The organism is Mycobacterium sp. (assembly GCF_019243155.1).
Taxonomy (GTDB): domain Bacteria; phylum Actinomycetota; class Actinomycetes; order Mycobacteriales; family Mycobacteriaceae; genus Mycobacterium.
On record NZ_JAFAUS010000118.1, the window covers coordinates 1 to 25,225 of the forward strand.

Annotated in this window: 25 protein-coding genes; 15 read left to right on the top strand and 10 right to left on the bottom strand. The window is 66.6% G+C overall.

Going from position 1 to position 25,225, the window contains the following annotated elements; genetic code table 11:
- Positions 1–69 precede the first annotated feature (69 nt).
- Together JOZ00_RS05820 and ponA2 are read right to left on the bottom strand one after the other, a co-directional pair.
- Entirely contained in the window at positions 70–1,029 is a 960-nt protein-coding gene (locus JOZ00_RS05820) for a metallophosphoesterase (RefSeq protein ID WP_293341007.1), read from the bottom strand.
- Between the two features lie 57 nt (positions 1,030–1,086).
- Complete coding sequence (ponA2, locus tag JOZ00_RS05825; protein ID WP_293341010.1) at positions 1,087–3,513, bottom strand: transglycosylase/D,D-transpeptidase PonA2; 2,427 nt, start codon at positions 3,511–3,513, stop codon at positions 1,087–1,089.
- A gap of 360 nt (positions 3,514–3,873) precedes the next feature.
- Between ponA2 and JOZ00_RS05830 the strand changes: the two genes are divergently transcribed.
- The gene (locus JOZ00_RS05830; RefSeq protein ID WP_293341013.1) at positions 3,874–4,224 is read left to right on the top strand and encodes a WhiB family transcriptional regulator; all 351 of its coding nucleotides are present in this window, start codon (positions 3,874–3,876) and stop codon (positions 4,222–4,224) included.
- A 5-nt stretch (positions 4,225–4,229) separates the two neighbouring features.
- On the opposite strand, the gene JOZ00_RS05835 is transcribed toward JOZ00_RS05830, so the two are convergent.
- The gene (locus JOZ00_RS05835; protein WP_293341016.1) at positions 4,230–5,381 is read right to left on the bottom strand and encodes an ArsA family ATPase; all 1,152 of its coding nucleotides are present in this window, start codon (positions 5,379–5,381) and stop codon (positions 4,230–4,232) included.
- Positions 5,378–6,400 carry an ArsA family ATPase gene (locus tag JOZ00_RS05840; RefSeq protein WP_293341019.1) on the bottom strand — a complete coding sequence of 341 codons (1,023 nt, stop codon included), beginning with the start codon at positions 6,398–6,400 and terminating at the stop codon, positions 5,378–5,380. The genes JOZ00_RS05835 and JOZ00_RS05840 overlap by 4 nt, the downstream gene beginning before the upstream one ends.
- Positions 6,401–6,440: 40 nt before the next feature.
- Here JOZ00_RS05840 and JOZ00_RS05845 point away from each other — a divergent pair, with 40 nt between their 5' ends.
- Genes JOZ00_RS05845 through JOZ00_RS05855 form a run of 3 tightly spaced genes read left to right on the top strand, consistent with a single transcriptional unit; the run spans position 6,441 to position 7,860 of the window.
- The gene (locus JOZ00_RS05845) at positions 6,441–6,602 is read left to right on the top strand and encodes a DUF4177 domain-containing protein (protein WP_003873302.1); all 162 of its coding nucleotides are present in this window, start codon (positions 6,441–6,443) and stop codon (positions 6,600–6,602) included.
- A 2-nt stretch (positions 6,603–6,604) separates the two neighbouring features.
- Entirely contained in the window at positions 6,605–7,060 is a 456-nt protein-coding gene (locus JOZ00_RS05850) for a RidA family protein (protein WP_293341022.1), read from the top strand.
- Positions 7,061–7,065: 5 nt separating this feature from the next.
- Positions 7,066–7,860, top strand: coding sequence for an MBL fold metallo-hydrolase (locus tag JOZ00_RS05855; protein WP_293341025.1), 795 nt, complete (start codon positions 7,066–7,068; stop codon positions 7,858–7,860).
- A gap of 79 nt (positions 7,861–7,939) precedes the next feature.
- On the opposite strand, the gene crp is transcribed toward JOZ00_RS05855, so the two are convergent.
- The gene (gene crp / locus JOZ00_RS05860) at positions 7,940–8,614 is read right to left on the bottom strand and encodes a cAMP-activated global transcriptional regulator CRP (RefSeq protein WP_003877056.1); all 675 of its coding nucleotides are present in this window, start codon (positions 8,612–8,614) and stop codon (positions 7,940–7,942) included.
- A 115-nt stretch (positions 8,615–8,729) separates the two neighbouring features.
- Complete coding sequence (locus JOZ00_RS05865) at positions 8,730–9,116, bottom strand: hypothetical protein (protein ID WP_293341058.1); 387 nt, start codon at positions 9,114–9,116, stop codon at positions 8,730–8,732.
- Between the two features lie 158 nt (positions 9,117–9,274).
- Here JOZ00_RS05865 and nth point away from each other — a divergent pair, with 158 nt between their 5' ends.
- Genes nth through marP form a run of 4 tightly spaced genes read left to right on the top strand, consistent with a single transcriptional unit; the run spans position 9,275 to position 12,665 of the window.
- Complete coding sequence (gene nth / locus JOZ00_RS05870) at positions 9,275–9,955, top strand: endonuclease III (protein WP_293341099.1); 681 nt, start codon at positions 9,275–9,277, stop codon at positions 9,953–9,955.
- 33 nt (positions 9,956–9,988) lie between these two features.
- The gene (locus tag JOZ00_RS05875; protein WP_293341061.1) at positions 9,989–10,654 is read left to right on the top strand and encodes a TlpA disulfide reductase family protein; all 666 of its coding nucleotides are present in this window, start codon (positions 9,989–9,991) and stop codon (positions 10,652–10,654) included.
- A gap of 29 nt (positions 10,655–10,683) precedes the next feature.
- A complete protein-coding gene (locus tag JOZ00_RS05880; RefSeq protein WP_293341064.1) occupies positions 10,684–11,466 on the top strand; it encodes a CoA pyrophosphatase in 783 nt (260 codons plus the stop codon).
- A gap of 5 nt (positions 11,467–11,471) precedes the next feature.
- On the top strand, positions 11,472–12,665 hold the full coding sequence (gene marP / locus JOZ00_RS05885; RefSeq protein WP_293341102.1) for an acid resistance serine protease MarP: 1,194 nt from the start codon (positions 11,472–11,474) through the stop codon (positions 12,663–12,665).
- On the opposite strand, the gene JOZ00_RS05890 is transcribed toward marP, so the two are convergent.
- Together JOZ00_RS05890 and JOZ00_RS05895 are read right to left on the bottom strand one after the other, a co-directional pair.
- Entirely contained in the window at positions 12,658–13,614 is a 957-nt protein-coding gene (locus tag JOZ00_RS05890; RefSeq protein WP_293341067.1) for an alpha/beta hydrolase, read from the bottom strand. The two genes, marP and JOZ00_RS05890, sit on opposite strands and share 8 nt — an antisense overlap.
- Complete coding sequence (locus JOZ00_RS05895; RefSeq protein ID WP_293341070.1) at positions 13,615–14,157, bottom strand: phage holin family protein; 543 nt, start codon at positions 14,155–14,157, stop codon at positions 13,615–13,617. It abuts the gene before it with no gap.
- A 248-nt stretch (positions 14,158–14,405) separates the two neighbouring features.
- Between JOZ00_RS05895 and JOZ00_RS05900 the strand changes: the two genes are divergently transcribed.
- The gene (locus tag JOZ00_RS05900; protein WP_293341073.1) at positions 14,406–15,104 is read left to right on the top strand and encodes a S1 family peptidase; all 699 of its coding nucleotides are present in this window, start codon (positions 14,406–14,408) and stop codon (positions 15,102–15,104) included.
- Between the two features lie 8 nt (positions 15,105–15,112).
- Here the strand turns inward: JOZ00_RS05900 and acs are convergent, their stop codons facing one another.
- Positions 15,113–17,062: an acetate--CoA ligase gene (gene acs / locus JOZ00_RS05905; RefSeq protein WP_293341075.1), complete on the bottom strand. Its 1,950-nt coding sequence runs from the start codon at positions 17,060–17,062 to the stop codon at positions 15,113–15,115.
- A 138-nt stretch (positions 17,063–17,200) separates the two neighbouring features.
- Between acs and JOZ00_RS05910 the strand changes: the two genes are divergently transcribed.
- From JOZ00_RS05910 to JOZ00_RS05935, 6 genes are read left to right on the top strand one after another with little or no spacing between them, the layout of a single operon-like run.
- Entirely contained in the window at positions 17,201–17,743 is a 543-nt protein-coding gene (locus JOZ00_RS05910; RefSeq protein ID WP_293341078.1) for a DUF4232 domain-containing protein, read from the top strand.
- A gap of 34 nt (positions 17,744–17,777) precedes the next feature.
- Positions 17,778–19,412 (top strand): ABC transporter substrate-binding protein, encoded by a 1,635-nt coding sequence (locus tag JOZ00_RS05915; RefSeq protein ID WP_293341081.1) that lies wholly within the window; start codon positions 17,778–17,780, stop codon positions 19,410–19,412.
- A gap of 4 nt (positions 19,413–19,416) precedes the next feature.
- Positions 19,417–20,343, top strand: coding sequence for an ABC transporter permease (locus JOZ00_RS05920; RefSeq protein WP_293341084.1), 927 nt, complete (start codon positions 19,417–19,419; stop codon positions 20,341–20,343).
- The gene (locus JOZ00_RS05925) at positions 20,336–21,211 is read left to right on the top strand and encodes an ABC transporter permease (protein ID WP_293341087.1); all 876 of its coding nucleotides are present in this window, start codon (positions 20,336–20,338) and stop codon (positions 21,209–21,211) included. The genes JOZ00_RS05920 and JOZ00_RS05925 overlap by 8 nt, the downstream gene beginning before the upstream one ends.
- Positions 21,199–22,806, top strand: a complete 1,608-nt coding sequence (locus tag JOZ00_RS05930; RefSeq protein WP_293341090.1) for an ABC transporter ATP-binding protein — start codon at positions 21,199–21,201, stop codon at positions 22,804–22,806. The genes JOZ00_RS05925 and JOZ00_RS05930 overlap by 13 nt, the downstream gene beginning before the upstream one ends.
- 25 nt (positions 22,807–22,831) lie before the next feature.
- On the top strand, positions 22,832–23,590 hold the full coding sequence (locus JOZ00_RS05935) for an oxidoreductase (RefSeq protein WP_293341093.1): 759 nt from the start codon (positions 22,832–22,834) through the stop codon (positions 23,588–23,590).
- 450 nt (positions 23,591–24,040) lie between these two features.
- Here the strand turns inward: JOZ00_RS05935 and JOZ00_RS05940 are convergent, their stop codons facing one another.
- The gene (locus tag JOZ00_RS05940; protein ID WP_293341096.1) at positions 24,041–24,898 is read right to left on the bottom strand and encodes an HAD-IB family hydrolase; all 858 of its coding nucleotides are present in this window, start codon (positions 24,896–24,898) and stop codon (positions 24,041–24,043) included.
- Between the last annotated feature and the right edge of the window lie 327 nt (positions 24,899–25,225).

The window sequence follows — 25,225 nt, forward strand, 5'->3', positions numbered from 1 at the left end:
GGATCAGCCGGACGGCGTCGTCGGTCCAGCACCGCGAATGGTTGCGGACCGCGATCCGGGTCCGGTCGGTCAATGCACCGAAGCTGTTGGCTGCGAACGGCTCAGGTCGCTGGCAGAGTCGCGGTCGCCCATCGGGGCGGCGATCAACGTCAGCAGGGTTGCTTCCGGACGGCAGCAGAAACGCACCGGCGCGTAGGGCGACGTGCCGATTCCGGCGGACACATGCAGCGCCATGTTGGCACCCCAGCGGGACGGCCCCTTGGCCCGCGAGCGGTCCAGGCCGCAGTTGGTCACCAGAGCCCCGTAGAACGGCAGGCAGAGTTGGCCGCCGTGGGTGTGTCCGGCCATCACCAGCTGGTAACCGTCCGCGGCGAAGCGATCCAGGACCCGGGGCTCCGGCGAATGAGTCAGCCCCAGCCGCAGATTCGCCGCGGGGCTGGCCGGCCCGGCGATCGCGTCGTACCGGTCCCGGTCGATGTGCGGGTCGTCGACACCGGCCGCGGCGACGTGCAGGCCGGCCACCTCGAACTCGCGGCGGGTGTGGGTCAGGTCGAGCCAGCCGCGTTCGGTGAACGCCGCCCGCAGATCCTGCCAGGGCAGCGGTTCACCGCGGACTCGGTGCTTCGGGTTGATCACGTAGTTCATCGGGTTCTTCAGCCGCGGCCCGAAGTAGTCGTTGCTGCCGAACACGAAGACACCCGGTCGCGACAGCAGGTCTCCCAGCGCCTGGATGACCGCGGGCACCGCCTTGGGGTGCGCCAGGTTGTCGCCGGTGTTGACCACCAGGTCGGGTTCCCAGTTGGCCAACTCGCGCAGCCAGGCTTGCTTTCGACGCTGGCCGGGCAGCATGTGGAGATCGCTGATATGGAGCACTCGCAACGGCGTGGACCCCGGCGTCAGGACGGGCATGGTTATCTCGCGCAGGACGAAGGCGTTGCGCTCGACGACCGCGGCGTAACCGATTCCGGCAACGGCCGAACCGATTGCGGCGGCACCGGTGCGAATGAGGATGGGCAGAACATCAGCCATGTTGGCAGCCTACTGCCGCTCGGCGACGAAAAGTGCGAAGAGTCGCCGCCTTTAGTCCTATGGCGGCGGTTGCCCGGGCGGCGGGGGCGGCGCTAGCAGCGGAATGGTGATCGGGGGCAGACCCGGAATCTCGACGACCTGCGACCCGACCGGCGGAGGCCCACCTTCCGGCGGCGGCGGCGGGGCGGGCGGGACGCCGTTGCTGACCTGGAGCGTGATGATGGAGCCCGGAATCGTCTGGCCGCTGGGCGTCGTTCCGACCACCTCGCCCTGCTTCGCACTGCTGTTGACGAAGTTGTTCTGATCGGCGACCTGGAAGCCGGCCTCTTTGATGCGCTGGCGGGCCGCGTCGATGTCCATGCCGGCCACGCTCGGCACCCGGCCGGCGGGTGACCCGTCGACGTAACGGGGGTCGGTGGGCGGCATCTGCACCGGCCCGAAGGCGGTGGCGATCGGTTTCATCGCCGTGAACCACGTCCGCGCCGGCTCATTACCGCCGTACAGGTCTCCCTCGCCGCAGTGACGCAGCGGTGAGGAACACAAGTCGGTCGGGTTGGTCGAGTCGTCGTAGATGTAGTTGGCCGCCGCATAGTGGCTCGTGAAGCCGACGAAGCCGGAGGAACGGTGGGCCTCCGTGGTGCCCGTCTTACCGGACACCGGCAGGTCCCAGCCCGCGGCGCCGGCCGAGCCGGCCGCCGTGCCACCGCCGAGTGCGTCCTTGCTCATGGCGTTGGCCATGGTGTTCGCCAGACCCTCGGGCACCACCTGATCGCAGGTTTCGGTCGTGACGGCCACCTCGTTGCCGTGGCGGTCGATCACCTTGTCGATCGGGCTGGGCGGGCACCACGTGCCGCCGGAAGCAAGCGTCGCAGCGACATTGGACAACTCGAGCGCGTTCACCTCGATCGGCCCCAGGGTGAACGAGCCGATGTTCTGGCGCTTGACGAAGTCGGCCAGGCTCTCGTTGCTGTCGGGGTTGTAGTCGCGCGCGGTGCCGGGATCGGCATAGGACCGCAGGCCGAGCTTGATCGCCATATCCACGGTGCGCGTCACACCCACCTGCTGGATCAGCTTGGCGAACGCGGTGTTTGGCGAGGTTGCCAGCGCGTCGGTCACGTTCATCGAACCGCGGTAGGTACCGGCGTTGACCACGCACCAGTAGTCCTTGGGGCAGCCCTTGGCCCCGCCGCTACCCATGCCTTTGGCCTGGAACCGTCCCGGCACCTCGAGGGTGGTATTGATGCCCATTCCCATGTCCAGGGCCGCGGCGGTGGTGAAGATCTTGAAGACGGAACCCGCGCCGTCGCCGACCAACGAAAAGGGTTGGGGCCGCATGGTTTGCCCGGCATCGACGTCCAGCCCGTAGGTGCGGTTGCTGGCCATGGCCATCACCTTGTGCGAGGTCTTGCCGGGCTGGATCACGCTCATCACGCTGGAGATGCCCGGCAGCGTCGGGCTGGCGAACTTGTCGATGGACGCCTTGACCGGGATCTGGACGTCGGGGTCCAAGGTCGTGCGGATCAGGTAGCCGCCGCGGGCCACCTGCTCTTTGCTGATCCCGGCGCGCGACAGGTACTCCTGGACGTAGTCGCAGAAGAAGGCGCGGTCACCCGCCGCGATGCAGCCCCGTGGCAGTTCGTTGGGCTGCGGCAGGATCCCCAGCGGCGCGGCCTTCGCGGCGCGCAGCGCGTCCTCCTCCTGCGGGATGTTCTGGATCATGGTGTCCAGCACCAGGTTCCGCCGGGCGAGCGCGCCTTCGGGGTTGGTGTACGGATTCAGCGCGCTGGTCGACTGCACCATGCCGGCCAACAGGGCCGCCTGCTGCCAGTTCAGGTCCGAGGCGTTGATGCCGAAGTAAGTCTGCGCGGCGTCCTGCACGCCGAACGAGCCATTGCCGAACGACACCAGGTTCAGGTAGCGCGTCAGGATCTCGGGCTTGGTGAAGGTCTTGTCCAGCGTGAGCGCCATGCGGATCTCGCGCAGCTTGCGTGCCGGAGTGGTCTCGATGGCCGCGCGCTTCTCGGCGTCGGTCTTCGCGGTCACCAGCAGTTGGTAGTTCTTGATGTACTGCTGCTCAATAGTCGAACCACCGCGGGTGTCGACGTCGCCGCGTGCGTAGCCGGCCAGGCCCGTCAGGGTGCCCTTCCAGTCCACGCCGTTGTGATCGGCAAACCGCTTGTCCTCGATCGAGACGATCGCCAGCTTCATCGTGTTGGCGATCTTGTCGCCGGTCACCTCGAAGCGGCGCTGGGAGTACAGCCAGGCGATGGTGTTGCCCTTCGCGTCGACCATCGTCGACACCGCGGGCACCTCCCCCTCGAGGAGCTGTGCCGAGCCGTTGGCCACAACTTCGGAGGCGCGATTGGACATCAAGCCCAATCCACCCGCGAACGGGAACAGCAGCGCGGTGGCGACGACGCTGGCCAATAAACAGCACCCGGCGAGCTTGAGGAGGGTGAGAGCGGCCGGGGGGCGGTCTGACATGGGTACTACAGTAGCGGCCCTCTGTCACGCCGCCACGCTGCAAGTTCACGCAATTTTTGCACCAAGCTCGGCCAGCGACTACGGGCGGGCGCGAAGATAAAATTCGTGATGGCGCCACTGCTCAGACATGTTTCTGAGTGTGCAAGATCACTCGATCGCTTACCCTTCAAGGGCGAGTCTGCACGCCCGTCCCAAAAAGAGCGTTATCGCACTGTTGCGCAATTGGCACCTGACCACCTAAATTAGGCGCACGGTGAGATTCAGGTAACACCGTCGTACATAGTGTGGCGTAGATCGCAGCGGTTGATCTGCACCTGAGGAGGGCGGTCGCGAAGGCGGCCGGTAGGAAGGGAACAGTTCGTGTCAGCTACACGGCCGGCGGCGCGTAGGACAAACATCGCAGCCGCACAAGGAATACTCCGTAGCGTCGATGCCGAAGAACGGATCGCCTGGGTTTCCAGGGCACTGTGCCGGACCACCGACCCTGATGAGCTCTTCGTTCGCGGCGCCGCCCAACGCAAGGCTGCGGTGATCTGCCGACACTGCCCGGTGATGCAGGAGTGCGGGGCCGACGCGCTCGACAACAAAGTCGAGTTCGGCGTGTGGGGCGGTATGACCGAGCGTCAGCGCAGGGCCCTGCTCAAGCAGCACCCCGAAGTGGTTTCCTGGTCGGACTTCTTCGACAAGAGGAGAACCCGCAGCGTCGGCTGACCCCCTCAGCGCCCCGCTACGCGGGCGTCGCCGACCGACGTTATCTGGTCGGCGAGCGCCCGCAACGCCTCCAGATCCGAAACATCGAACGGCAGCGACGGAACACCGACCACCGGCACGTGCGGGTTGGCGCCGGTGAACCGGGATAGCAATCTGATCTCCCGCTTGGCGGTTTGGGCGCGGTCCGCGTGAATCCTCAACACGGCCGTGGCCAACGACAGCGCCTCGGCATCGGCCTCGTACTCCAGCGTCTCGCTTCCATCGATCGCCCGCTCGACCGGCAGGGAGCACAACGTCGGGTGGGTGCGGTTCAACACCAGCCCCGCCAACGGCATGCCTTCCTGGGATAGGCGGTCGACGAAGAACGACGCCTCGCGCAGCGCGTCGGGCTCGGCCGCCGACACCACAACGAATTGCGTGCCACGCCTTTTCAGCAGCGCGTAGGTGCGATCCGCCTTTTCGCGGAAGCCGCCGAACGTGGCATCCAGCGATTGCACGAATGCCGCCGCATCGCCCAGCATCTGCGAGCCGAGCACGGTGGATATCGCCTTCATCGCCAAACCCATTGCGCCGGTTACCAATCGGCCGATGCCCCGGCCGGGCGCGAGCAGCAGCCGCCACAACCGGCTATCCATGAAGCTGCCCAGTCGTTTCGGCGCATCCAGGAAATCGAGGGCGTTGCGCGACGGCGGGGTGTCCACTACCACCAGGTCCCAACGATCCTCGCCGAGGAGTTGGCCCAGCTTCTCCATCGCCATGTACTCCTGCGTGCCGGCAAGCGAACTGGCGACGGTCTGATAGAACTGGTTGTCCAGAATCGCCTGTGCCCGACCAGGTCCGGAGTACTGGACCACCATCTCGTCAAACGTGCGGCGCATGTCGAGCATCATCGCGTGCAGTTCGCCGGAAACTTCGGGCGCCAGCGGCACTCGTTGCGGGGTGTTGCCGAGGTCGCTGACCCCGAGTGCCTGCGCGAGTCGCTTGGCGGGGTCGATCGTCAAAACGCAGACGTTGCGGCCGTATTCGGCCGCACGCAACGCTATCGCCGCCGCGGTGGTGGTCTTGCCGACCCCGCCCGCGCCGCAGCACACCACCACCCGATTGGACGTGTCGGCCAGGATGGCGGCCATGTCAAGCCGATTGGGCGTGGTACTCATCGAACTCCCTGCTGCGCAAGCGATTCCGACAGTTCATAGAGGCTACCGAGGTCGACGCCGTCGGAGATGGCCGGAAGTTCCAGCCGTGGCACCTTCAACGCGTCGAGCTGTTGCGCGGTCTCGGCACGTGCGGCGATTACCGTTGCGTGCTCGATGGTTTCGGTCAACAGGCCGGCGAAGTCGGTGGCGTTCAGCTTGATGCCGGCCCGTTCCAGGCCCGCCCGCACCGAGTCCGCGTCGACGTCTCCTTCGGCGGCCTTCGCCAGGTCGGCGGGCTGTAGGTAGGACGGGATATTGCGGTTCACGATGACACTGCCGATCGGCAGCTCCATCTCCGCGAGCTCTTCGATGGCTTCCAGCGTTTCCTGGACGGGCAGCGCCTCGAGCAGGGTGACCAGGTGAATGGCGGTCTGCTCGGAGTGCAGCAGCTTGACCACACCTTCGCTCTGCGAGTGCACCGGACCGCCCTTGGCGAGGTCGGAAACGGCCTTGGTGACATCCAGAAAGCGTGCGATCCGGCCGGTCGGCGGCGCGTCGACGACAACCGCGTCATAAACCGGAAGCCGGTTCTTGTCGACGCGCACCACCGATTCCTTGATCTTTCCCGTCAGCAGCACGTCACGCAGACCCGGCGCGATGGTGGTCGCGAACTCGATCGCGCCGATGCGCCGCATCGCCCGGCCCGCGATGCCGAGGTTGTAGAACATGTCGAGGTATTCCAGAAACGCGGCCTCGATGTCGATCGCCAGGGCGTTGACCTGACCGCCGCGCTCGGCCGTCGCGATCTTCACCTCTTCATAGGGCAGGGGCGGGACGTCGAACAGTTGCGCAATCCCTTGGCGCCCCTCGACTTCCACGAGGAGCACTTTGCGGCCCCCGGCCGCCAGGGTCAGTGCCAGCGCGGCCGCGATCGTCGACTTACCCGTGCCGCCTTTGCCGGTCACGAAATGCAAGCGGGCCTTGGTCAAGCGCGCTGGCCAGCCCAGGGAACTGCCGCCGCTAGATGTGGTTGCCACCATCGCATGCTAGCTCGACCGATCCGACCGATAAGCTCGCGGCATGAGCCAACCGACCGCATGGGAATACGCCACGGTCCCGCTGCTGACGCACGCGACCAAACAGATTCTCGACCAGTGGGGCGCCGACGGCTGGGAACTGGTGTCCGTGCTGCCCGGGCCGACCGGCGAGCAACACGTCGCGTATTTGAAGCGCCCCAAGTAACGATGAGTGCTTCGTCCCGGCTCGAGGAGCTCGGCGTCGCGCTTCCGGAGGTGGTCGCGCCTCTTGCGTCCTACGTGCCGGCCGTGCGCACCGGCAACCTCGTCTACACCGCGGGCCAGCTTCCGATGCAGGCGGGAAAGCTGCTGGGCACCGGCAAGGTCGGCGCCGAGGTCAGCCGGGAAGAGGGCAAGGCACTGGCGCGGGTCTGCGCGTTGAACGCGCTGGCGGCGGTGAATTCGGTGGTGGCTATCGACGAGGTGACCCGGATCGTGAAGGTCGTCGGGTTCGTCGCGTCCACGTCGGGCTTCAACGGCCAGCCGGGCGTCGTCAACGGCGCGTCCGACCTGCTCGCCGAGGTGTTCGGCGATAAGGGCGCCCATGCGCGTTCGGCGGTCGGCGTGTCTGAACTGCCCCTGGATGCGCCGGTGGAAGTCGAGTTGATCGTGGAGGTCGGCTGACGTCCGTGACCGATGACGCCGAGTCGCTGACCCATCCCGCATACGGCAGGTTGCGGGCTGTCACCGACACGGCCTCGGTCCTGCTGGCCGACAATCCGGGTCTGCTGACCCTGGAGGGCACCAACACCTGGGTGCTACGCGGTCCGCGCAGTGATGAGTTGGTGATCGTGGATCCTGGGCCGGACGACGACCACCACATCGCGCGGGTCGCCGCGTTGGGCCGAATCGTGTTGGTGCTGATCAGTCACCGGCACGGGGACCATACCGACGGCATCGACAAGCTGGTCGAGGCGACCGGCGCGACCGTGCGCTCGGCGGGCAGCGGATTCCTGCGCGGCATGGGTGGAGAGCTGATCGACGGCGAGGTGATCGATGCCGCCGGCCTCAAGATAAAGGTGATGGCGACGCCCGGCCACACCGCCGATTCACTGTCGTTCCTGCTCGACGATGCTGTGTTGACCGCCGACACGGTGTTGGGTCGCGGGACCACCGTCATCGATAAGGAAGACGGCAGCCTGGCAGCCTATTTGGAATCGCTGCGACGCCTGCGCGGGCTGGGCCGACGCACTGTATTACCCGGACATGGGCCGAACTTGGCCGACCTGGAGTCTGTCGCGACGGGTTACCTGACGCACCGCCATGAGCGGTTGGAGCAGGTGCGGGCCGCGCTATGGGACCTCGGCGGTGAAGCCACCACCCGCGAGATCGTCGAACACGTCTACGTCGACGTCGACGAGAAGCTCTGGGATGCGGCCGAATGGTCGGTTCAGGCTCAACTGGACTACCTGCGCTCGGAGTAAGGAGTGCGGCTCCGGAAGCATGATGTGCCTTTGTGCCCATGCGACTGGTGTGGCAGCGCCTACCAGCGCCTACCCGCGCTTACCTCGCTCGGCGCGCCAGCCTTTCGGAGTCCGAAATCAGCACGCTCTTGCCCTCGAGCCGAATCCAGCCGCGGTGGGCGAAGTCGGCCAGCGCCTTGTTTACCGTCTCCCGGGAAGCGCCCACCAGCTGCGCGATCTCCTCTTGGGTCAGGTCGTGGGTCACCCGCATCGCGCCACCCTCCTGGGTGCCGAAACGCTGGGCGAGCTGCAGCAGCTGCTTGGCCACGCGGCCGGGCACGTCAGTAAAGATGAGGTCGGCGAGGTTGTTGTTGGTCCGGCGCAACCGTCGGGCCAACACCCGCAGCAGCTGCTCGGCGATTTCGGGACGGTCGGCGATCCACGCCCGCAGCGCGTCGCGGTCCATGGACACGGCGCGTACCTCGGTGATGGTGGTCGCGCTCGAAGTCCGCGGACCCGGGTCGAATATCGACAATTCGCCGAACATGTCCGACGGGCCCATGATCGTCAGCAGATTCTCCCGGCCGTCCGGCGACCGCCGGCCGATCTTCACCTTGCCGGAGACGATGATGTACAGCCGATCGCCCGGTTCCCCTTCGGCGAAGACCGTGTGTCCACGGGGAAAGTCGACGGGTTGCAGTTGCTTGGTCAGCGCGGTAACCGCGCTGGGCTCAACCCCTTGGAAGATTCCTGCTCTTGCCAGGATCTCGTCCACGTTGCCTCTTCAGCTTCGAAACTAGTTAGTTGTGTTTACGAGAAGCCTAACCCCTTGCTCGCGTGACGAGTCTAGAGGAACGCTTCTGTGCCTAACGTGCCTAACGTGCCAAACGCTACACACGATTAACGTGTTGAGTTGCCCTAAATTGCGGATTTATGTGCGGGTGGGCCTGTATTCGCGTCGGCAAAGTGTGCTCTGAGCGGTCGGGAACGAAAGACGGCAAGGCGTGGCGCGGTCGGACGTCCAGGGCGGCGAGCGCGGGGTCGGGCATCCACTGAGGCTGGTGCTGATGCAGGTATTCCAGCGCCTCGGGCATGCTCGCCCGCGTCAGCGTGTGCATCTCGACGGCGTCGGCGCGCTCGAGAATCGCGGCGACTTCGGTGGGCATAGAGGCCTCGTGGGCGAGTTTCTTCTCCAGGCGCGCCAGAGCGAGCGCCGCCAACATCAGCAGCAGAGGCACGCCAGCCACCAGCAACCATGACACAAGGAGAGTAAACATGGCTAAGGTCTCAGCGAGATTACAAAATCAGTACTCTGTCGTAGGTGACAGCGGCAAAGTCGTCCGGGCGCTCGAAGTCAAAACCGGCCACGCCCGACGGCGCGGCCCCGCGTTCGTCCACCGAAACCCGAGTTGGCTTGGTGCGACGGGCGCGCCGGATGAATCGCACGCTGGCGCAGGCTTTTCCGGATGCGCATTGCGAGCTGGATTTCACGACGCCGCTGGAGCTGACGGTCGCCACCATTCTTTCGGCGCAAAGCACCGATAAACGGGTCAATTTGACGACGCCGGCTTTGTTCAAGCGCTACCCGTCCGCGCTGGATTATGCGCAGGCCGATCGCGCCGAACTGGAAACCCTGATCCACCCAACCGGCTTCTTCCGCAACAAGGCGACCTCGTTGATCGGCCTCGGGCAGGCGCTGGTCGAGCGGTTCGACGGCGAGGTGCCGTCGACCATGAAAGAGCTGGTGACGCTGCCTGGAGTGGGCCGCAAGACCGCCAACGTCATATTGGGGAACGCCTTCGGCATCCCGGGCATCACCGTCGACACCCATTTCACGCGTCTGGTGCACCGCTGGCAGTGGACCACCGAGACGGACGCGGTGAAGATCGAGCACGCGGTCGGCGAGCTGATCGAGCGAAGTGAGTGGACCATGCTCAGTCATCGGGTGATCTTCCACGGCCGCCGGGTCTGCCACGCGCGCAAACCGGCGTGCGGTGTCTGCGTGATCGCAAAAGACTGCCCCTCGTTCGGCCTCGGTCCCACCGAACCGGTGCTCGCCGCATCCCTGGTGCGGGGTCCGGAGACCGAGCACCTGCTGGCCTTGGCCGGCCTGTAGCCCGGCCGCGAAAAGACCCGAACCGGGACCGCAATGCCTACTTTGAGGCCGACGCTGACGCGGAAGGTTCGCTGGCACATTGCGATTCTGGCTGTCGTGGCCGCCTTGACGGTCGCGCTGTTCGCACAGCTGCGCGACGATTCCGCGACGGGGACCTCGGCGGGCCTGCCGGCGACCGCCGACCGTGAACACCGCGACGCCGACACGCCCGAAGCGTTGGCGGGCCCTCGGCAACGGGCCGCCCTGCCGCCCTGCCCGGCCGCCGGCGGCGCCCCCGGCCCCGAGGCGCTGCGCGGTGTGACGGCCGATTGCGCGGCTGACGGAACGGTCGTCGACGTCGGCCGTGCGCTGGCCGGGCACCGGGTCGTTCTCAACCTCTGGGCGTATTGGTGCGCGGCGTGCACAGCCGAATTGCCCGCAATGGCCGAGTATCAACGGCGGGTGACGTCGGACGTGATGGTGGTGACGGTGCATCAGGACGAGAACGAAACCGCCGCTTTGCTGCGGCTGGCCGAACTGGGTGTTCGGCTGCCGACCCTGCAGGACGGTCGTCGTCGAGTCGCCGCGGCACTGCGAGTGGTAAATGTGATGCCCGCGACGGTTGTGCTTCGGCCGGACGGTAGCGTTGCGCAGACGCTGCCGCGCTCTTTCGGCTCTGCCGATGAGATCGCGGCTGCGGTCGGAAATGACAGGGGATAAGCGGAAATTTGAACCGACTGGAGGGACCGGTGAGTGCTGGGCCGCACGGGACGGTTCCGCTGACGCCCGACGCCAGCCCACCCTGGCTGCGACCGCTGGTCGACAACGTCGGTGAGGTCCCGGATGCGGCCCGGCGCCGGCTGCCGGCCGACGTGCTGGCGATGATCACCAACGGGGCCGCGTCGGCGATGACGTCCCTGGACGGAAACGACCGCGAGGCCGCCGTTCTGGTGTTGTTCTCCGGGCCCGAATCCGGCCCGGCCGGTGGCGGTGCGCCCGAGGACGCGGACCTGTTGGTCACCGTGCGGGCCTCGACGCTGCGCCATCACGCCGGCCAAGCGGCCTTCCCCGGCGGCGCAGCCGATCCCGGCGACGATGGTCCGGTGGCCACCGCGTTGCGCGAGGCCCGCGAGGAGACCGGGATCGACGTCAGCAGGCTGTATCCACTGGCCACGATCGAGCGGATGTTCATCGCGCCGTCGCAGTTTCACGTCATCCCGGTGTTGGCGTATTCGCCGGATCCCGGGCCGGTGTCCGTCGTCAACGAGGCCGAGACCGCGGTCGTGGCGCGAGTTCCGGTGCGCGCCTTCATCAACCCGGAGAATCGGTTGATGGTGTACCGCGGCGATCTCGGCCAGCGTTGGTCCGGTCCGGCGTTTCTGCTGAACGAAATGCTGGTCTGGGGATTCACTGGCCAGGTGATATCGGCGGTGCTCGACGTCGCCGGCTGGGCCGAGCCGTGGGACACCACCGATGTGCGCGAGCTGGAAGCGGCGATGTCATTGGTCGGCGATCAGGGTGGCTCCCGATGAATTCAATGACCCCTTCGCAGTGGCTCGATGTCGCCGTCCTGTCGGTCGCCTTCATCGCGGCCGTCTCCGGCTGGCGTTCGGGTGCGCTCGGCTCACTGTTTTCGTTCGTCGGTGTGCTGTTGGGCGCCATCGCCGGGGTGCTGCTGGCGCCGCACATCGTCAGCCACATCGCCGCGCCGCGCGCCAAGCTTTTCGCCGCACTGTTTTTGATCCTCGCGCTGGTCGTCATCGGTGAGGTCGCCGGCGTCGTCTTGGGACGGGCCGTGCGCGGCGCGATCCACAGCCGCACGATCCGAACGGTCGACTCGTTCATCGGCGTGGGCGTCCAACTCTGTGTGGTGCTGACCGCGGCCTGGTTGTTGGCGACGCCGCTGACCCAGTCGAAGGACCAGCCGGAACTTGCTGCGGCAGTCCGTGGTTCGCGGGTGCTCGCTCAGGTCAACGACGTCGCGCCGCCGTGGCTGAAGACCGTGCCGAAGCGGTTGTCAGCCCTGCTGAATACGTCCGGCCTGCCCGCGGTCCTGGAACCCTTCAGCCGCACCCCGGTTATCCCGGTCGCGTCGCCGGACCCGGCACTGGCGAACAATCCGGTGGTGCAGGCCACCGCGCCAAGCGTGGTCAAGGTACGCAGCCTGGCTCCCAGCTGCCAGAAAGTGTTGGAAGGCAGTGGATTCGTGATCGCGCCCGACCGGGTGATGACCAATGCGCACGTGGTAGCCGGGTCCAACAACGTCCAGGTCTACGCCAGCGGCAATCCGCTCGATGCGACGGTGGTGTCCTATGACCCGTCGGTCGACATCGCCATCCTTTCCGTCCCCAACCTGCCCCCGGCGCCGTTGACGTTCGCTCAGGCAGAAGCGAAGACCGGTGCCAGCGTCGTGGTGCTGGGTTACCCCGGCGGCGGTAATTTCACCGCGACCCCGGCCAGAATCCGCGAGGTCATCAAGCTGAGCGGCCCCGACATCTACCGGGACCCGGCCCCGGTCACCCGCGACGTCTACACCATCAGAGCCAGTGTGGAGCAAGGTAATTCGGGTGGGCCGTTGATCGATTTGGATGGTCACGTGCTCGGCGTGGTGTTCGGCGCGGCCGTTGATGACCCGGACACCGGGTTCGTGTTGACCGCTGACGAGGTGGCCAGTCAGCTCGCCAAAGTCGGTGACAGCCAAGGGGTTACGACCGGGTCCTGCGTCAGCTGAGGCGAGTCCCGTTCGCCAGGAATCGCATCAGATGCCTGTTGATCTCGGCCGGCGCCTCTTCGTGGCTGTAATGCCCTGCGCCGGCGATGGATACGTACCGGCCCTGCGGCGCATACCGCTGGGTGCGGTCGACCGGGTCGGCCAGCACGTAGGGATCGGCGTCGCCGCGCAGGTGTAGCAGCGGCACGCTGAGCTGTTGGGACATCGATCGCATGAAGCGCCGACCTTCGTCGCGCAGCTGGCTGCGCGCCGCCCAGCGCTGATACTCCAGCGCGCAGTGCGCCGCCGCCGGAATCTGGATCGCCGTCCGCAGATGGCCGATGGTTTCGGAAAAGTCCTCGGAGGCAAGCCATTTGGCGGTACTGCGGATGCGGACCAGTCGCTCGATCTCGGACGCGTTGTCCCGGGTCAGCAGGCGCTCGGGCCACAGCGGCACCTGGTAGCGCAGCAACGACGGCAGCAGCGCGTAACTCTGGTCGCGGCGCGTCAACGCGGACCGGCGCAGCGCCGCCGGGTGTGGTGAGCTGATCAGCGCGATGGCGGACACCAGTCGCGCATGCAACAGCGCGGTCGCCCAGCACGCCAAGCCGCCGTCGGCATGCCCGATCAGTGTCGCTGACGTGTGGCCGAGCGCGCGGATGAGTCCGGCCGTATCACCGGCCAGCGTCCAGCCGTCATAGCCGCGGGGTGGCTTATCGCTGCCCCCGTAGCCGCGCAGGTCGACCGCGACGACCCTCGCTCCGGTCAGGCTGCGCAACTGATGACGCCACGACCACCAGAACGACCCGAAACCGTGCAGCAGCAGCACCAGCGGCCGCGCGGTGGGCGGCGTCGCTTCCGGGCCTTCCGGCAGGGCCTCGACGACATGGAATCGGATGCCGTTGGCGTGCACGTCCAAGTGCCGCCACGGTCCGTCGATGCGGACTACCGACGGATCCGGCGGTGCCATTTACCAACCCGATGGATCGGTGGGAGCGCCGCTTTCGGGCTTTTGGTGCCTGCCGTGGCTTTCGGTCAGCTGCTTGGCTGCGGCGGGCGCCTTCTCGTGGCCCGGCGTGAGCGCGCTGCGAGTCTCTTTGACCGATTCGATCGTCTCGCGCGGTCCCCGGATCCGGCGCACCTTCAAGAAGCCCAGCAGGGCCAGTATCGCCCCGACCACCACCATGATCCCGAACACGATCAGGAACGCCGCCCACCGCCACAGCCAGGTGTCGAGCAACTCGGCGAGGAAGAAGAAGAAAAAGAATGTGGAGTAGAACAGGACCACCAGTGCGGCGATGAAGAAGACGCTGCCGGTAAGGCCTTTTTTGACGTCCCGGGTGATTTCGGCGCGCGCCAGTTCCACCTCGGCGCGCACCAGCGTGGAAACCTGGGTTGACGCGTCTTTGATCAGATCACCGATCGACGGCTCGGCCGCCCTGGCGTGCGGGTCGGCCAACGGAATCGTGGTCAGGGTGCTGGGCACCCCGTTCTTGCCATCGGCTTTGCTCACAGGCGGTCCTCTCGGTTATGGCCCGGCTCGCGGTCGTCGCGGTTTATGTTGCCATGTAGCGCGATCTCAAACGAGGCCAGCCGAGGTCGGGCCGGGGGGTGCGGGCTGGAAGGTGGCGAAGTCCGCTTGGGCAGAACGAGATCGACACATCGAGGGATGACCGGTGTCCGACGCAGCGAATCCGACATCTCAGCTGATTAGACTGGCCAAGCCGGCCGAATGTCCGGCCGACCGATGGGAGTGGTTCTGTGCGGACTGCACACCGGTTCTTGGGCGTGGCGATCGTGGCCGTGCTGGTGGCCTCGGTGGGTTCGCCCGCCCGCGCTGCCGCCGCCGACGTCAGGATCCCGATGGGGGGCGGGGCAGGCATCGTCATCAACGGGGACACGATGTGCACCTTGACGACCATCGGTGGCGATTCCGCCGGTGACCTAATCGGTTTGACCTCCGCGCACTGCGGGGGCCCGGGCGCAACAGTCGCCGCCGAAGGCGCCGAGAACGCCGGGATACTCGGCACGATGGTCTCGGGCAACGACAACCTCGACTACGCGGTCATCAAATTCGACCCGGCCAAGGTGACACCGGAGGCCAACTTCAACGGCTTCCTGATCAACGGCATCGGTCCAGATCCCGCCTTCGGCGAAATCGCCTGCAAACAAGGCCGTACGACCGGCAATTCGTGCGGCGTCACCTGGGGACCGGGCCAGGACCCGGGCACGATCGTCATGCAGGTGTGCGGCCAGCCCGGTGACTCCGGGGCGCCCGTGACCGTCAACAATCAGCTGGTCGGCATGATCCACGGCGCGTTCAGCGACAACTTGCCGACGTGCGTCATCAAATACATTCCGCTACACACGCCGGCGGTGGTGATGTCGATCAACGCCGACCTCGCCGACATCAACGCCAAGCACCGCCCCGGCTCAGGATTTTCGCCCCTACCAGGCTGAGGCTGGACTTACGTGCCGGCCCTGATCGCGTCGAACACACCGGGGTCCAGCAGCGTCGACGTGTCACCCAGCTCGCGGTTTTCGGCGACGTCGCGCAGCAGCCTGCGCATGATCTTGCCGCTGCGGGTCTTCGGCAGCTCCGGCACCACATGGACCTCGCGGGGCTTTGCGATCGGCGAGATCTCGCGCGCCACCTCCACCCGTAGCTCGTCGACGATCCCGTCGTGCACCTGAAAGTCGGCACACAGCACGACGAAAGCGCAGATGGCCTGGCCGGTGGTTTCGTCGGTCATGCCGACCACGGCCGCCTCGGCGACCGCGACGTGGCCGACCAGCGCCGACTCCACCTCGGCGGTCGAAAGTCGGTGTCCCGACACGTTCATCACGTCGTCGATGCGGCCCACCACCCAGATGGCGCCGTCGCGGTCGTAATAGGCACTGTCGCCGGCGAAGTACCAGCCCTGCTCGGCGAACCTGGACCAGTAGGTCTCGATATAGCGTTCGTCATCACCCCAGATGCCGCGCAGCATGGACGGCCACGGCTGGTCCAACACCAGGTAACCGGTGACGTGTTCGCCCTGATGGACGGCGGGTACCAGCTCATCGCCGTGATCGTCGACGATCTTGGCCGAGATGCCCGGGAGCGGCCTCATCGCCGAACCTGGTTTGGCCGCAGCGACTCCGGGCAGCGGCGAGATCATCGTGGCGCCCGTTTCGGTCTGCCACCAGGTGTCGACGATCGGTAGCTTGTCGGCGCCGATCACCTTGCGGTACCAGCGCCACGCCTCGGGGTTGATCGGCTCGCCAACCGAACCCAGCAGCCGCAGACTGGTCAGGTTGTGCGCGTCGGGGATTTCGCGGCCCCACTTCATGAACGTTCGTATGAGCGTGGGTGCGGTGTAATAGATTGTCACGCCGTACTTTTCGATGATCTCGAAATGCCGATGCTGGGTCGGCGAGTCGGGGGTGCCCTCGTAGAGCACCTCGGTGACGCCGTTGGACAGCGGCCCGTAGACACCGTAGGTGTGTCCGGTGACCCAGCCGATGTCGGCGGTGCACCAGAACACGTCCTTGTCGGCCTTGATGTCGAAAACGTAGTAGTGCGTGTAGGACGCGTGCGTCAGGTAGCCGCCGCTGGTGTGCACGATGCCCTTGGGCTTGCCGGTGGTGCCGGAGGTGTACAGCAGGAACAGCGGCTGCTCGGCGTCGAACGGCTCCGGGGTGTGCTCAGGCGACGCGGCGTCGACGACATCGTGCCACCACAGGTCGCGATCGCCGTCCCAGGGCACGTCAATTCCCGTGCGCCGCACCACCAGAACGTTTTCGATGGGGCTGTCCGAATCCGAGACGGCCTCGTCGGCCGCGTCCTTCAGCGGCGCAGGCTTGCCGCGGCGGAACTGTCCGTCCGTGGTGATCAACAGCTTGGCCTGGGCGTCGGCGATCCGGGCGCGCAGTGCCTTCGCGGTGAAGCCGGCGAACACGACGCTGTGCATGAGGCCCAGGCGGGCGCAGGCGAGCATCGCGATCACGGCCTCGGGGATCAGCGGCATGTAGATCGCGACCCGGTCGCCGGCGACGAGTCCGAGATCGGTCAACGCGTTGGCCGCTTTGCACACTTCGGTCTGCAGCTCGGCATAGGTCAGGCTGCGGCTGTCGCCGACGGGTTCGCCCTCCCAGTGGATGGCGACCCGGTCGCCGAGGCCCGCCTCGACGTGGCGGTCGACGCAGTTGTAGGCCACGTTGAGCTTGCCGGCGGCGAACCACTTGGCAAACGGGGCATTCGACCAGTCCAGCACCTCATCGAAGGGTTTCGCCCAGGACAGTCTGTTGGCCTGCTTGGCCCAGAAGGCCAGGCGGTCGTCCTCGGCTTCGCGATACAGTTCCTCGCCCGCATTGGCCTGCTCGGCAAACTGCGCCGGCGGCGGGTATGACTGGTCTGCGGTATCGGTGGCGGTCACTGGCTTCTCCTGTGTCGAGATTGCGCCGGTCGGTAGCCGACAGCGCTCGTCGGCCGCCTGTGAGCCTAACCCTGCAAGATGAAGATGCGTGCCGCAAATCTGAGGTCAAAGCACGCCTGAAGCCGGATAATCATCAGCGTGCCGGGTCAAAGGCGACGCCGTCGCCGACTAGTCCTCAGCTTTGCCGCGGCCGCAACGAGTTACGCAGCCACCACCATGCTGGGATCACTCGCGTGGGCCGAACCGGTCGACAGCGCCGACACGCCTACGCCGTGCCGGGCAGAGCAGATCGCCGTCACCGCCTCCCCGACGCAGGGCGCCGTGGGCCACCGCGCGGTGACCCTGACTTTCAGCCTCGCCGGCGGCGGGGACCCGTGCACGTTGACCGGATACCCCTGGGTCGATTCGGGCGCCGGCGGGCCCTCCATTCATGCCCAGCCGACGCCGCACGGCTACCTGGGCGGCCTGCCGCGCGGCGTCGATTCCCCGCCCACCGTCGTTCTGTCGATTGCCTCCCAGGGGCAGGCCATCGTGGAGGGCACGGCCATGGACTCGGGTGGCGGTCCCTGTCCTAGCTACACGGACTTGCTCGTCAACGCGCCGGACACCAGCTACACGTTCACCGTGCCTGCCACCATCGACGCCTGCGCGCTGCAGGTCCATCCCATGACCGCGGGGTGATCGGGGGGCCCTAGGGTCGGATGGCATGCGTCGGATGCGGGCCTTAACGACCCGGGCAGTGGTGCTGGGTCCGGTCGCCGCCGCAATGCTTATAGTCGCGTCGCTGGCCGGCTGTGGCGGCGGTGCGCTGAGCCCGGACCTGGTGGTGGTCAACGGCGGGGAACCACCGAATCCGTTGATCCCGACGGGCACGAACGACAGCCAGGGCGGGCGAATCATCGATCGGCTCTTCGCCGGATTGATGTCCTACGACGCGGACGGCAACCCGTCGCCGGAGGTGGCCCAGTCGGTCGAGACCACCGACAACGTCAACTACCGCATCACCCTCAAACCGGGCTGGAAATTCACCGACGGCTCGCCGGTGACCGCGCACTCATTCGTCGACGCATGGAACTACGGGGCACTGAGCACCAATGCCCAACTGCAGCAGAACTTTTTCAGCCCGATCGACGGGTTCGACGAGGTTGCCGGCCCCGCGCCGAAGCGGACCACCATGTCCGGGCTGCAGGTGGTCAACGACCTCGAATTCACCGTTCGCCTCAATGCGCCGACCGTCGATTTCATCCTGCGGCTCGGCTACACCTCCTTTTATCCGTTGCCGGCAGCGGCTTTTCGGGACATGGCGGCGTTCGGCCGCAGTCCGGTCGGCAATGGACCCTACAAGCTCGACAATGGTTCTCAAGGCTCTGGGGGCCAAGCTTGGGAACACAACGTCAAGATCGACATGCGGCCCAACCCCGACTACCACGGCAACCGGAAGGCCCACAACAAGGGCCTGCGGTTCGAGTTCTACGCCAATCTGGACACCGCGTACGCCGACTTGTTGTCCGGCAACCTCGACGTGCTGGATACGATTCCGCCCAGCGCATTGCCGATCTACAAACGCGATCTGGGTGGCAACGCCACCAGCGGACCGGTAGCCGTCAGCCAGTCGCTCGACACGCCCTTGCGATTACCGCATTTCGGTGGCGAGGAGGGACGGCTGCGCCGGCTGGCGCTGTCGGCGGCCATCAATCGTCCCCAGATCTGCAAGCAAATCTTCAACGAAACACGAAGCCCGGCACATGATTTCACCGCACGATCGCTGCCGGGCTTTGACCCCGACATACCGGGAAGCGACGCGTTGGACTTCAATCCCGAACGGGCCCGGCAACTGTGGGCGCAGGCCAACGCCATCTCGACGTGGAGTGGGCGGTACGCCATCGCCTACAACGCCGACGGCGGCCAGCAGGAGTGGGTGGACGCGGTGGCCAACAGCATCAAGAACGTCTTGGGCATCGACGCGGCCGGCGCGCCGCAGCCCACCTTCGCCGGTTTCCGCACTCAGATCACCAACCGCACGATCGACACCGCGTTCCGCGCCGGCTGGATCGGCGACTACCCGTCGATGATCGAGTTCCTCGCCCCGTTGTACGCCACCGGTGGGGGGTCCAACGACGTCGGATATTCCAGCCGGGAATTCGACGCCGCGCTGGCGAGGGCCGAGGCCGCACCCAATCTGCGAGAGGCGGACACACTGGTCAACGTCGCCCAGCGAATCCTGTTGCACGACATGCCCGCTGTCCCGTTGTGGTACTACATCAGTGTGATCGGATGGTCGCCGACTGTCAGCGGCGTCAAGATGACCTGGAATGGCATGCCCGACTACGAGAACATCGTCAAGGCTTAACGACATGGGTTCCTACATCGCGCGCCGGATCGCCGTCATGATCCCCGTGTTCCTCGGCGCCACACTGCTGATCTACGGCATGGTGTTCCTCTTGCCCGGCGACCCGTTGGCCGCGATAGCCGGCGACCGGCCCCTGACACCCGCGGTCGCCGCCCAGCTACGAGCCCGTTACCACCTCGACGACCCGTTCATCGTGCAGTACCTGCGCTACCTCGGTGGCGTGCTCCACGGCGACCTGGGCCGGTCCTACTCCGGCCTGCCGGTAAGAGACGTTCTGGCACACGCGTTTCCGGTCACCATCCGGCTCGCGCTGATCGCCCTGGCCGTGGAGGCGGTGCTGGGGATCGGGTTCGGGGTGATCGCCGGACTGCGCACGGGCGGCCTCTTCGATGCGGGCGTGCTGATCACCGGGCTGATCATCATCGCCATCCCGATCTTCGTGTTGGGCTTCCTGGCCCAGTACATCTTCGGGGTCCGGTTGGGCATCACGCCGGTCACGGTGGGGGAGAGATCGACGCTGGGGCGCCTCCTGCTGCCCGGAATCGTTTTGGGCCTGGTGTCATTCGCCTACGTGGTGCGCCTGACCCGATCCGCGGTGGCGGAAAATGCGCACGCCGACTATGTCCGCACGGCCACGGCCAAAGGTCTGTCACGGCCCCGCGTGGTGACGGTGCACATCCTGCGCAACTCGCTGATCCCGGTGGTGACGTTTCTGGGCGCGGACCTGGGCGCGCTGATGGGTGGAGCGATAGTCACCGAAGGCATCTTCAACATTCACGGCGTCGGGGGTGTGCTGTATCAAGCCGTCACCCGGCAAGAGGCGCCGACCGTGGTGTCGATCGTGACCGTGTTGGTGATGATCTACCTGATTGCCAACCTGATGGTGGACCTGCTGTATGCGGCGCTGGACCCCCGGATTCGCTATGGCTGAGCGGATTTCCGCGCGCAGCGGATTCTGGCGCGACACCTGGCGCGGGCTGCGCGGGCGCCCGAAGTTCATCGTCGCCGCCCTGCTGATCCTGTTCGTCGTCGTCGTCGCGATGTTTCCGGCGCTGTTCACCGGAGCCGACCCCACGTATGCCGATCCCAGTCAGAGCCTGCTCTCCCCGTCGCGTGCGCACTGGTTCGGCACCGACCTGCAGGGGCACGACGTCTACGCGCGCACCGTTTACGGCGCGCGAGCCTCGGTCACCGTGGGGCTGGGGGCCGCCCTGATCGTGTTCGTCGTCGGGGGTGTGCTGGGCGCGCTGGCCGGCTTCTACGGCGGCTGGGTTGACGCGGTGGTCTCCCGCGTCACCGATGTGTTCTTCGGGCTGCCACTGCTATTGGCCGCCATCGTGCTCATGCAGGTGATGCACCACCGCACGGTGTGGACGGTGATCGCGATTCTGGCGCTGTTCGGCTGGCCCCAGGTGGCCAGGATCGCCCGTGGTGCGGTGCTCTCGGTGCGCGCCAGCGATTACGTGCTTGCGGCAAAGGCGTTAGGGCTGAGCCGATTGCAGATCCTGGTGCGGCACGCGCTGCCCAACGCCCTGGGCCCGGTGATCGCCGTGGCCACCATCGCCCTCGGCGCATTCATCGTCACCGAGGCCACGCTGTCCTACCTCGGCGTCGGACTGCCCACGTCGGTGGTCTCGTGGGGCGGCGATATCAACCTCGCGCAGACGCGGCTGCGGGCCGGCTCTCCGCTGCTGTTCTATCCCGCAGGCGCACTGGCGATTACCGTTCTGGCCTTCATGATGATGGGAGACGCGCTGCGCGACGCCCTGGATCCGGCGTCGAGGGCGTGGCGGGCATGAGCGCGCCGCTGCTGTCGGTCGAAGGCCTACAGGTCGGCTTCGGCGAGCACGCCGCCGTGCGCGACGTGGATTTGACCGTGCTGCCCGGACAGACCGTCGCAGTCGTGGGGGAATCGGGCTCGGGGAAGTCCACCACCGCCGCTGCGATCCTGGGGTTGCTGCCCCCGGAGGGCCGAATTACGGCGGGGCGCATCGTTTTGGACGGACGCGACATCGCCGGAGCCGATCGCCGAACACTGCGCTCGATTCGCGGTCGGGCGATCGGTTACATTCCCCAGGATCCGATGACCAACCTCAATCCCGTGTGGCGGGTTGGCTTTCAGGTCCGGGAAGCATTGCGGGCCAACACTTCCGATCGAAGAACACGGCAGCGCGCGGTGCAACTGCTCGCCGAGGCCGGCATACCGGACCCGGAAAAGCTTGCGGGCCGTTATCCGCACGAGCTTTCCGGCGGCATGTGTCAACGCGCGCTGATCGCGATCGGCCTGGCGGGCCGGCCGCGGCTGCTCATCGCCGACGAGCCGACGTCCGCACTCGACGTCACAGTGCAACGACAGGTGCTCGATCATCTGCAGCGGCTCACCGACGAGCTCGGCACCGCGCTATTGCTGATCACCCACGACCTGGCGCTGGCCGCCGAGCGCGCAGAGTCGGTGGTCGTCATGCATCGCGGCGTGGTGGTGGAATCCGGTGCGGCGCGGTCGGTTCTGCGGAATCCGCGCCACGACTACACCCGCCGGCTGGTGTCCGCGGCGCCCTCCCTGACGACCGGTGTCCGGAACCGGCCGCAGACCGCCCTCGACGATATTCTTGTCGCCTCGGAACTGACCAAGACGTATCGCGAATCCCACGGCGCACCATGGCGACGCGCGGAATTCCATGCTGTCGATGGGGTTTCGTTTCGGATGCGACGGGGAGGCACGCTCGCCGTTGTCGGAGAGTCGGGTTCGGGAAAGTCGACGTTGGCGCGGATGGTGCTCGGTTTGCTGCAACCGACCTCGGGCACCGTGGTTTTCGACGGGACCCGGATCGACGATGCGCTGAGCCGGGATCAGCAGTTGGCGTTTCGCCGACGGGTGCAGCCGGTGTTCCAAAATCCTTACAGCAGCTTGGATCCCATGTACACGGTGTTTCGCGCCATCGAGGAACCGTTGCGGATCCACCGGGTCGGCAACCGCGCGCAGCGCGAGCGTGCGGTGCACGATCTCGTCGACCAGGTGGCGCTGCCGTCGTCGGTGTTGGGGCGGCTGCCCCGTGAGCTGTCGGGTGGGCAGCGCCAGCGGGTCGCGATCGCCCGCGCGCTGGCGCTGCGGCCCGAGGTGTTGGTCTGCGATGAGGCGGTCTCGGCGCTCGACGTCCTGGTGCAGGCGCAGATACTGGACCTGCTGGGCGCGCTGCAGGCCGAATTGGGGCTGACGTATTTGTTCATCAGCCACGACCTGGCAGTGATCCGGCAGATCGCCGACGACGTCTTGGTGATGCGCGCCGGGCGGGTGGTGGAGCACGCGCCCACCGATCAGCTGTTCAGCCGGCCCGGGCACGAATACACGCGGCAGCTGCTGGATGCCATCCCGCACGCGCCGACGTCCGGCTGACGCGGCGACGATAGGTTGACACCCTGTGACGGCTGATCCACTGGCCCCCCTGATGGAGCTGCCCGGCGTCGCCGAGGCCGCCGACCGGGCTCGCGAAGCGCTGGGCCGGGCCCATCGCCACCGGGCCAACCTGCGGGGCTGGCCGGTGACCGCTGCCGAGGCCGCGTTGCGGGCGGCGCGCGCCTCATCGGTGCTGGACGGCGGTCCCGTCCGGCTGGAGGATCTGGCCGAAGCGGCGCAGGTCAGCGACTCGGTGTTCGCCGGGTCGTTGCGGGTCGCCCAGGCGCTCGAGGGCGGCGAAGGACCTCTGGTCGGCAACTGGCGGCGCGCACCGTTGCAGGCGCTGGCCCGGCTGCACGTGCTGGCGGCTGCGGACCGGGTCGACGAGGACCGGTTGGGTCGGCCGCGAACCGATGCCGGGGTGGGGCCGCGTCTGGAGTTGCTGGCGGACTTGGTGAAGGGCGGCAGCCGCGTGCCGGCGCCGGTGCTCGCCGCCGTCGCACACGGCGAGTTGCTGACGCTGCAACCGTTCGGCAGCGCGGACGGTGTGGTCGCCCGCGCGGTGTCGCGCCTGGTGACCATCGCCAGTGGGCTTGATCCGCACGGCCTGGGTGTGCCGGAGGTGAGTTGGATGCGCCAGCCCGCCGAATACCGGGACGCCGCGCTGGGGTTTGCCGACGGCACGCCGAAGGGTGTGGGGGCCTGGCTGGTGTTGTGCTGCCGGGCGCTGAAAGCCGGTGCGCAGGAAGCGCTGTCGATCGCGGACTCGGTGTCCAGCAGATAGAACAGATTGCCAGCGGGCCCGAATTGGTTCCCGGAAGATGCGGCAGACACATGTAAAGCGGGCGGTGTCCCGACCTATTCGGTCCACCGCCCGCTAGCACGGAACTCGGTTACCAAGCGTGCACTGCTGGGTTACGTGGGTTGGCCTCGGCGGTCTTGCGATGCATCTGGTTGCTACCCCACCCAAAGGGTTGTCGACACCATTTACTTTTCGCAATTACGCAGGCCCGCAACACTTTTGCCATTATCGCGGCTATGACTCCGCGTGGGTGCCGGGCACCGTGCTGGGCGCCCGGGTCGGGAGAACGATCCTTCTCTTCCGGATCGACCTTGGCCTCACCGGGCTTCCGTGGTTCCTTTGTACTACTAGACCCTTAGCACAGCAAGGCCCAATTTTGTCAATATTGCGAAGCCACACCGGATTGCGCGGCTAAGCCGTTTGCTGTGCGGGCTAGAAAGCGTAGCGGCGCAGCAATGAGTAGGTGACCGCGCCTGCGGCCAGCGCGCTGATGCCCACCGCGGCGGTCGTGGCGATCGCGGCACCAGAGGGGGCCGGAATGCGGTCCCGTAAGGACACCGGCCGGGAGAACGACAAGACGGGCCACTCGCGTTCGATGGCTTCCCTGCGCAGCGCCCGGTCGGGATTGACGACGCTGGGGTGGCCCACGGATTCGAGCATCGGCAGGTCGGTGATGGAGTCGGAGTAGGCGTAGCAGTGCTCGAGCGGGTAGCCCTCGCGAGCGGCCAGCTCACGGATCGCCTGCACCTTGCCCTCGCCGTAGCAGTAGAACGCGATCTCTCCGGTGTACTTGCCGGCCTCGACGACCATGCGGGTCGCCATCGCATGGGTGGCGCCGAGCGCGCGGGCAATGGGCGCGACGATCTCTTCGCCGGACGCCGAAACCAGTACGACGTCGCGGCCGCACAACTTGTGCCCGGCGATCAGGTCCGCGGCTTCGGCGAACACCAGCGGGGTCACGATGTCGTGCAGCGTTTCGTTGACGATCGACTTGACCTGTTCCACGTCCCAGCCCGTGCACATGTTGGTCATGTGTTCGCGCATCCGGTCCATTTGGTCATGATCGGCCCCGGACAACAGGTAGATGAACTGTGCATAGCTGGACTTCAGCACGGCGCGCCGATTGAGCAGTCCCTGCGCGAAGAACGGTTTGCTGAACGCCAGCGTGCTGGACTTGGCGATGATCGTCTTGTCCAGGTCGAAGAAGGCCGCGGTGCGGGCCCGCGGGGCGTCGGTTACCGCTGTCTGGTCGACGGATTGCTGCTCTTTGGCCGGGTCGAAGACGGTCACCGCCCCAGCATAGGTCGACGGTCCGGGGAGGCCGCGATCTTCCGTCCCAAATACGCGTCCAGCCGATGTGACCGGTGGGACGGCAGTGTTTTGGCGGCTCAACGCGTTTTCTTAAGCGAGCAGCTATTGCGTTATCGCGGACTGTCATGTGTATAGTAAGCAGTACTCGGCCTGTGCCGAGGGTGTATCAGCCCGACCCCCCGGGGCTGATACACGACGACCCTCGCCTCCTCCCCCCCTGGCGGGGGTCGTCCCTTTTCTGGGGTAAGTTTTCTCCTTCTGCGGCCTGCCGCTGCGCCTGCCGGCGCGTTGCGGGGGCGGCATCAC

Coding starts and splice junctions, on each gene's coding strand:
- JOZ00_RS05845 (WP_003873302.1), top strand. CDS start 6,441: ATGAGCCAACCGACCGCATGGGAATACGCCACGGTCCCGCTGCTGACG.
- marP (WP_293341102.1), top strand. CDS start 11,472: ATGACCCCTTCGCAGTGGCTCGATGTCGCCGTCCTGTCGGTCGCCTTC.
- nth (WP_293341099.1), top strand. CDS start 9,275: ATGAATCGCACGCTGGCGCAGGCTTTTCCGGATGCGCATTGCGAGCTG.
- JOZ00_RS05865 (WP_293341058.1), bottom strand. CDS start 9,116: ATGTTTACTCTCCTTGTGTCATGGTTGCTGGTGGCTGGCGTGCCTCTG.
- ponA2 (WP_293341010.1), bottom strand. CDS start 3,513: ATGTCAGACCGCCCCCCGGCCGCTCTCACCCTCCTCAAGCTCGCCGGG.
- JOZ00_RS05920 (WP_293341084.1), top strand. CDS start 19,417: ATGGGTTCCTACATCGCGCGCCGGATCGCCGTCATGATCCCCGTGTTC.
- JOZ00_RS05820 (WP_293341007.1), bottom strand. CDS start 1,029: ATGGCTGATGTTCTGCCCATCCTCATTCGCACCGGTGCCGCCGCAATC.
- JOZ00_RS05915 (WP_293341081.1), top strand. CDS start 17,778: ATGCGGGCCTTAACGACCCGGGCAGTGGTGCTGGGTCCGGTCGCCGCC.
- JOZ00_RS05850 (WP_293341022.1), top strand. CDS start 6,605: ATGAGTGCTTCGTCCCGGCTCGAGGAGCTCGGCGTCGCGCTTCCGGAG.
- JOZ00_RS05835 (WP_293341016.1), bottom strand. CDS start 5,381: ATGAGTACCACGCCCAATCGGCTTGACATGGCCGCCATCCTGGCCGAC.
- JOZ00_RS05890 (WP_293341067.1), bottom strand. CDS start 13,614: ATGGCACCGCCGGATCCGTCGGTAGTCCGCATCGACGGACCGTGGCGG.
- JOZ00_RS05875 (WP_293341061.1), top strand. CDS start 9,989: ATGCCTACTTTGAGGCCGACGCTGACGCGGAAGGTTCGCTGGCACATT.
- JOZ00_RS05925 (WP_293341087.1), top strand. CDS start 20,336: ATGGCTGAGCGGATTTCCGCGCGCAGCGGATTCTGGCGCGACACCTGG.
- JOZ00_RS05840 (WP_293341019.1), bottom strand. CDS start 6,400: ATGGTGGCAACCACATCTAGCGGCGGCAGTTCCCTGGGCTGGCCAGCG.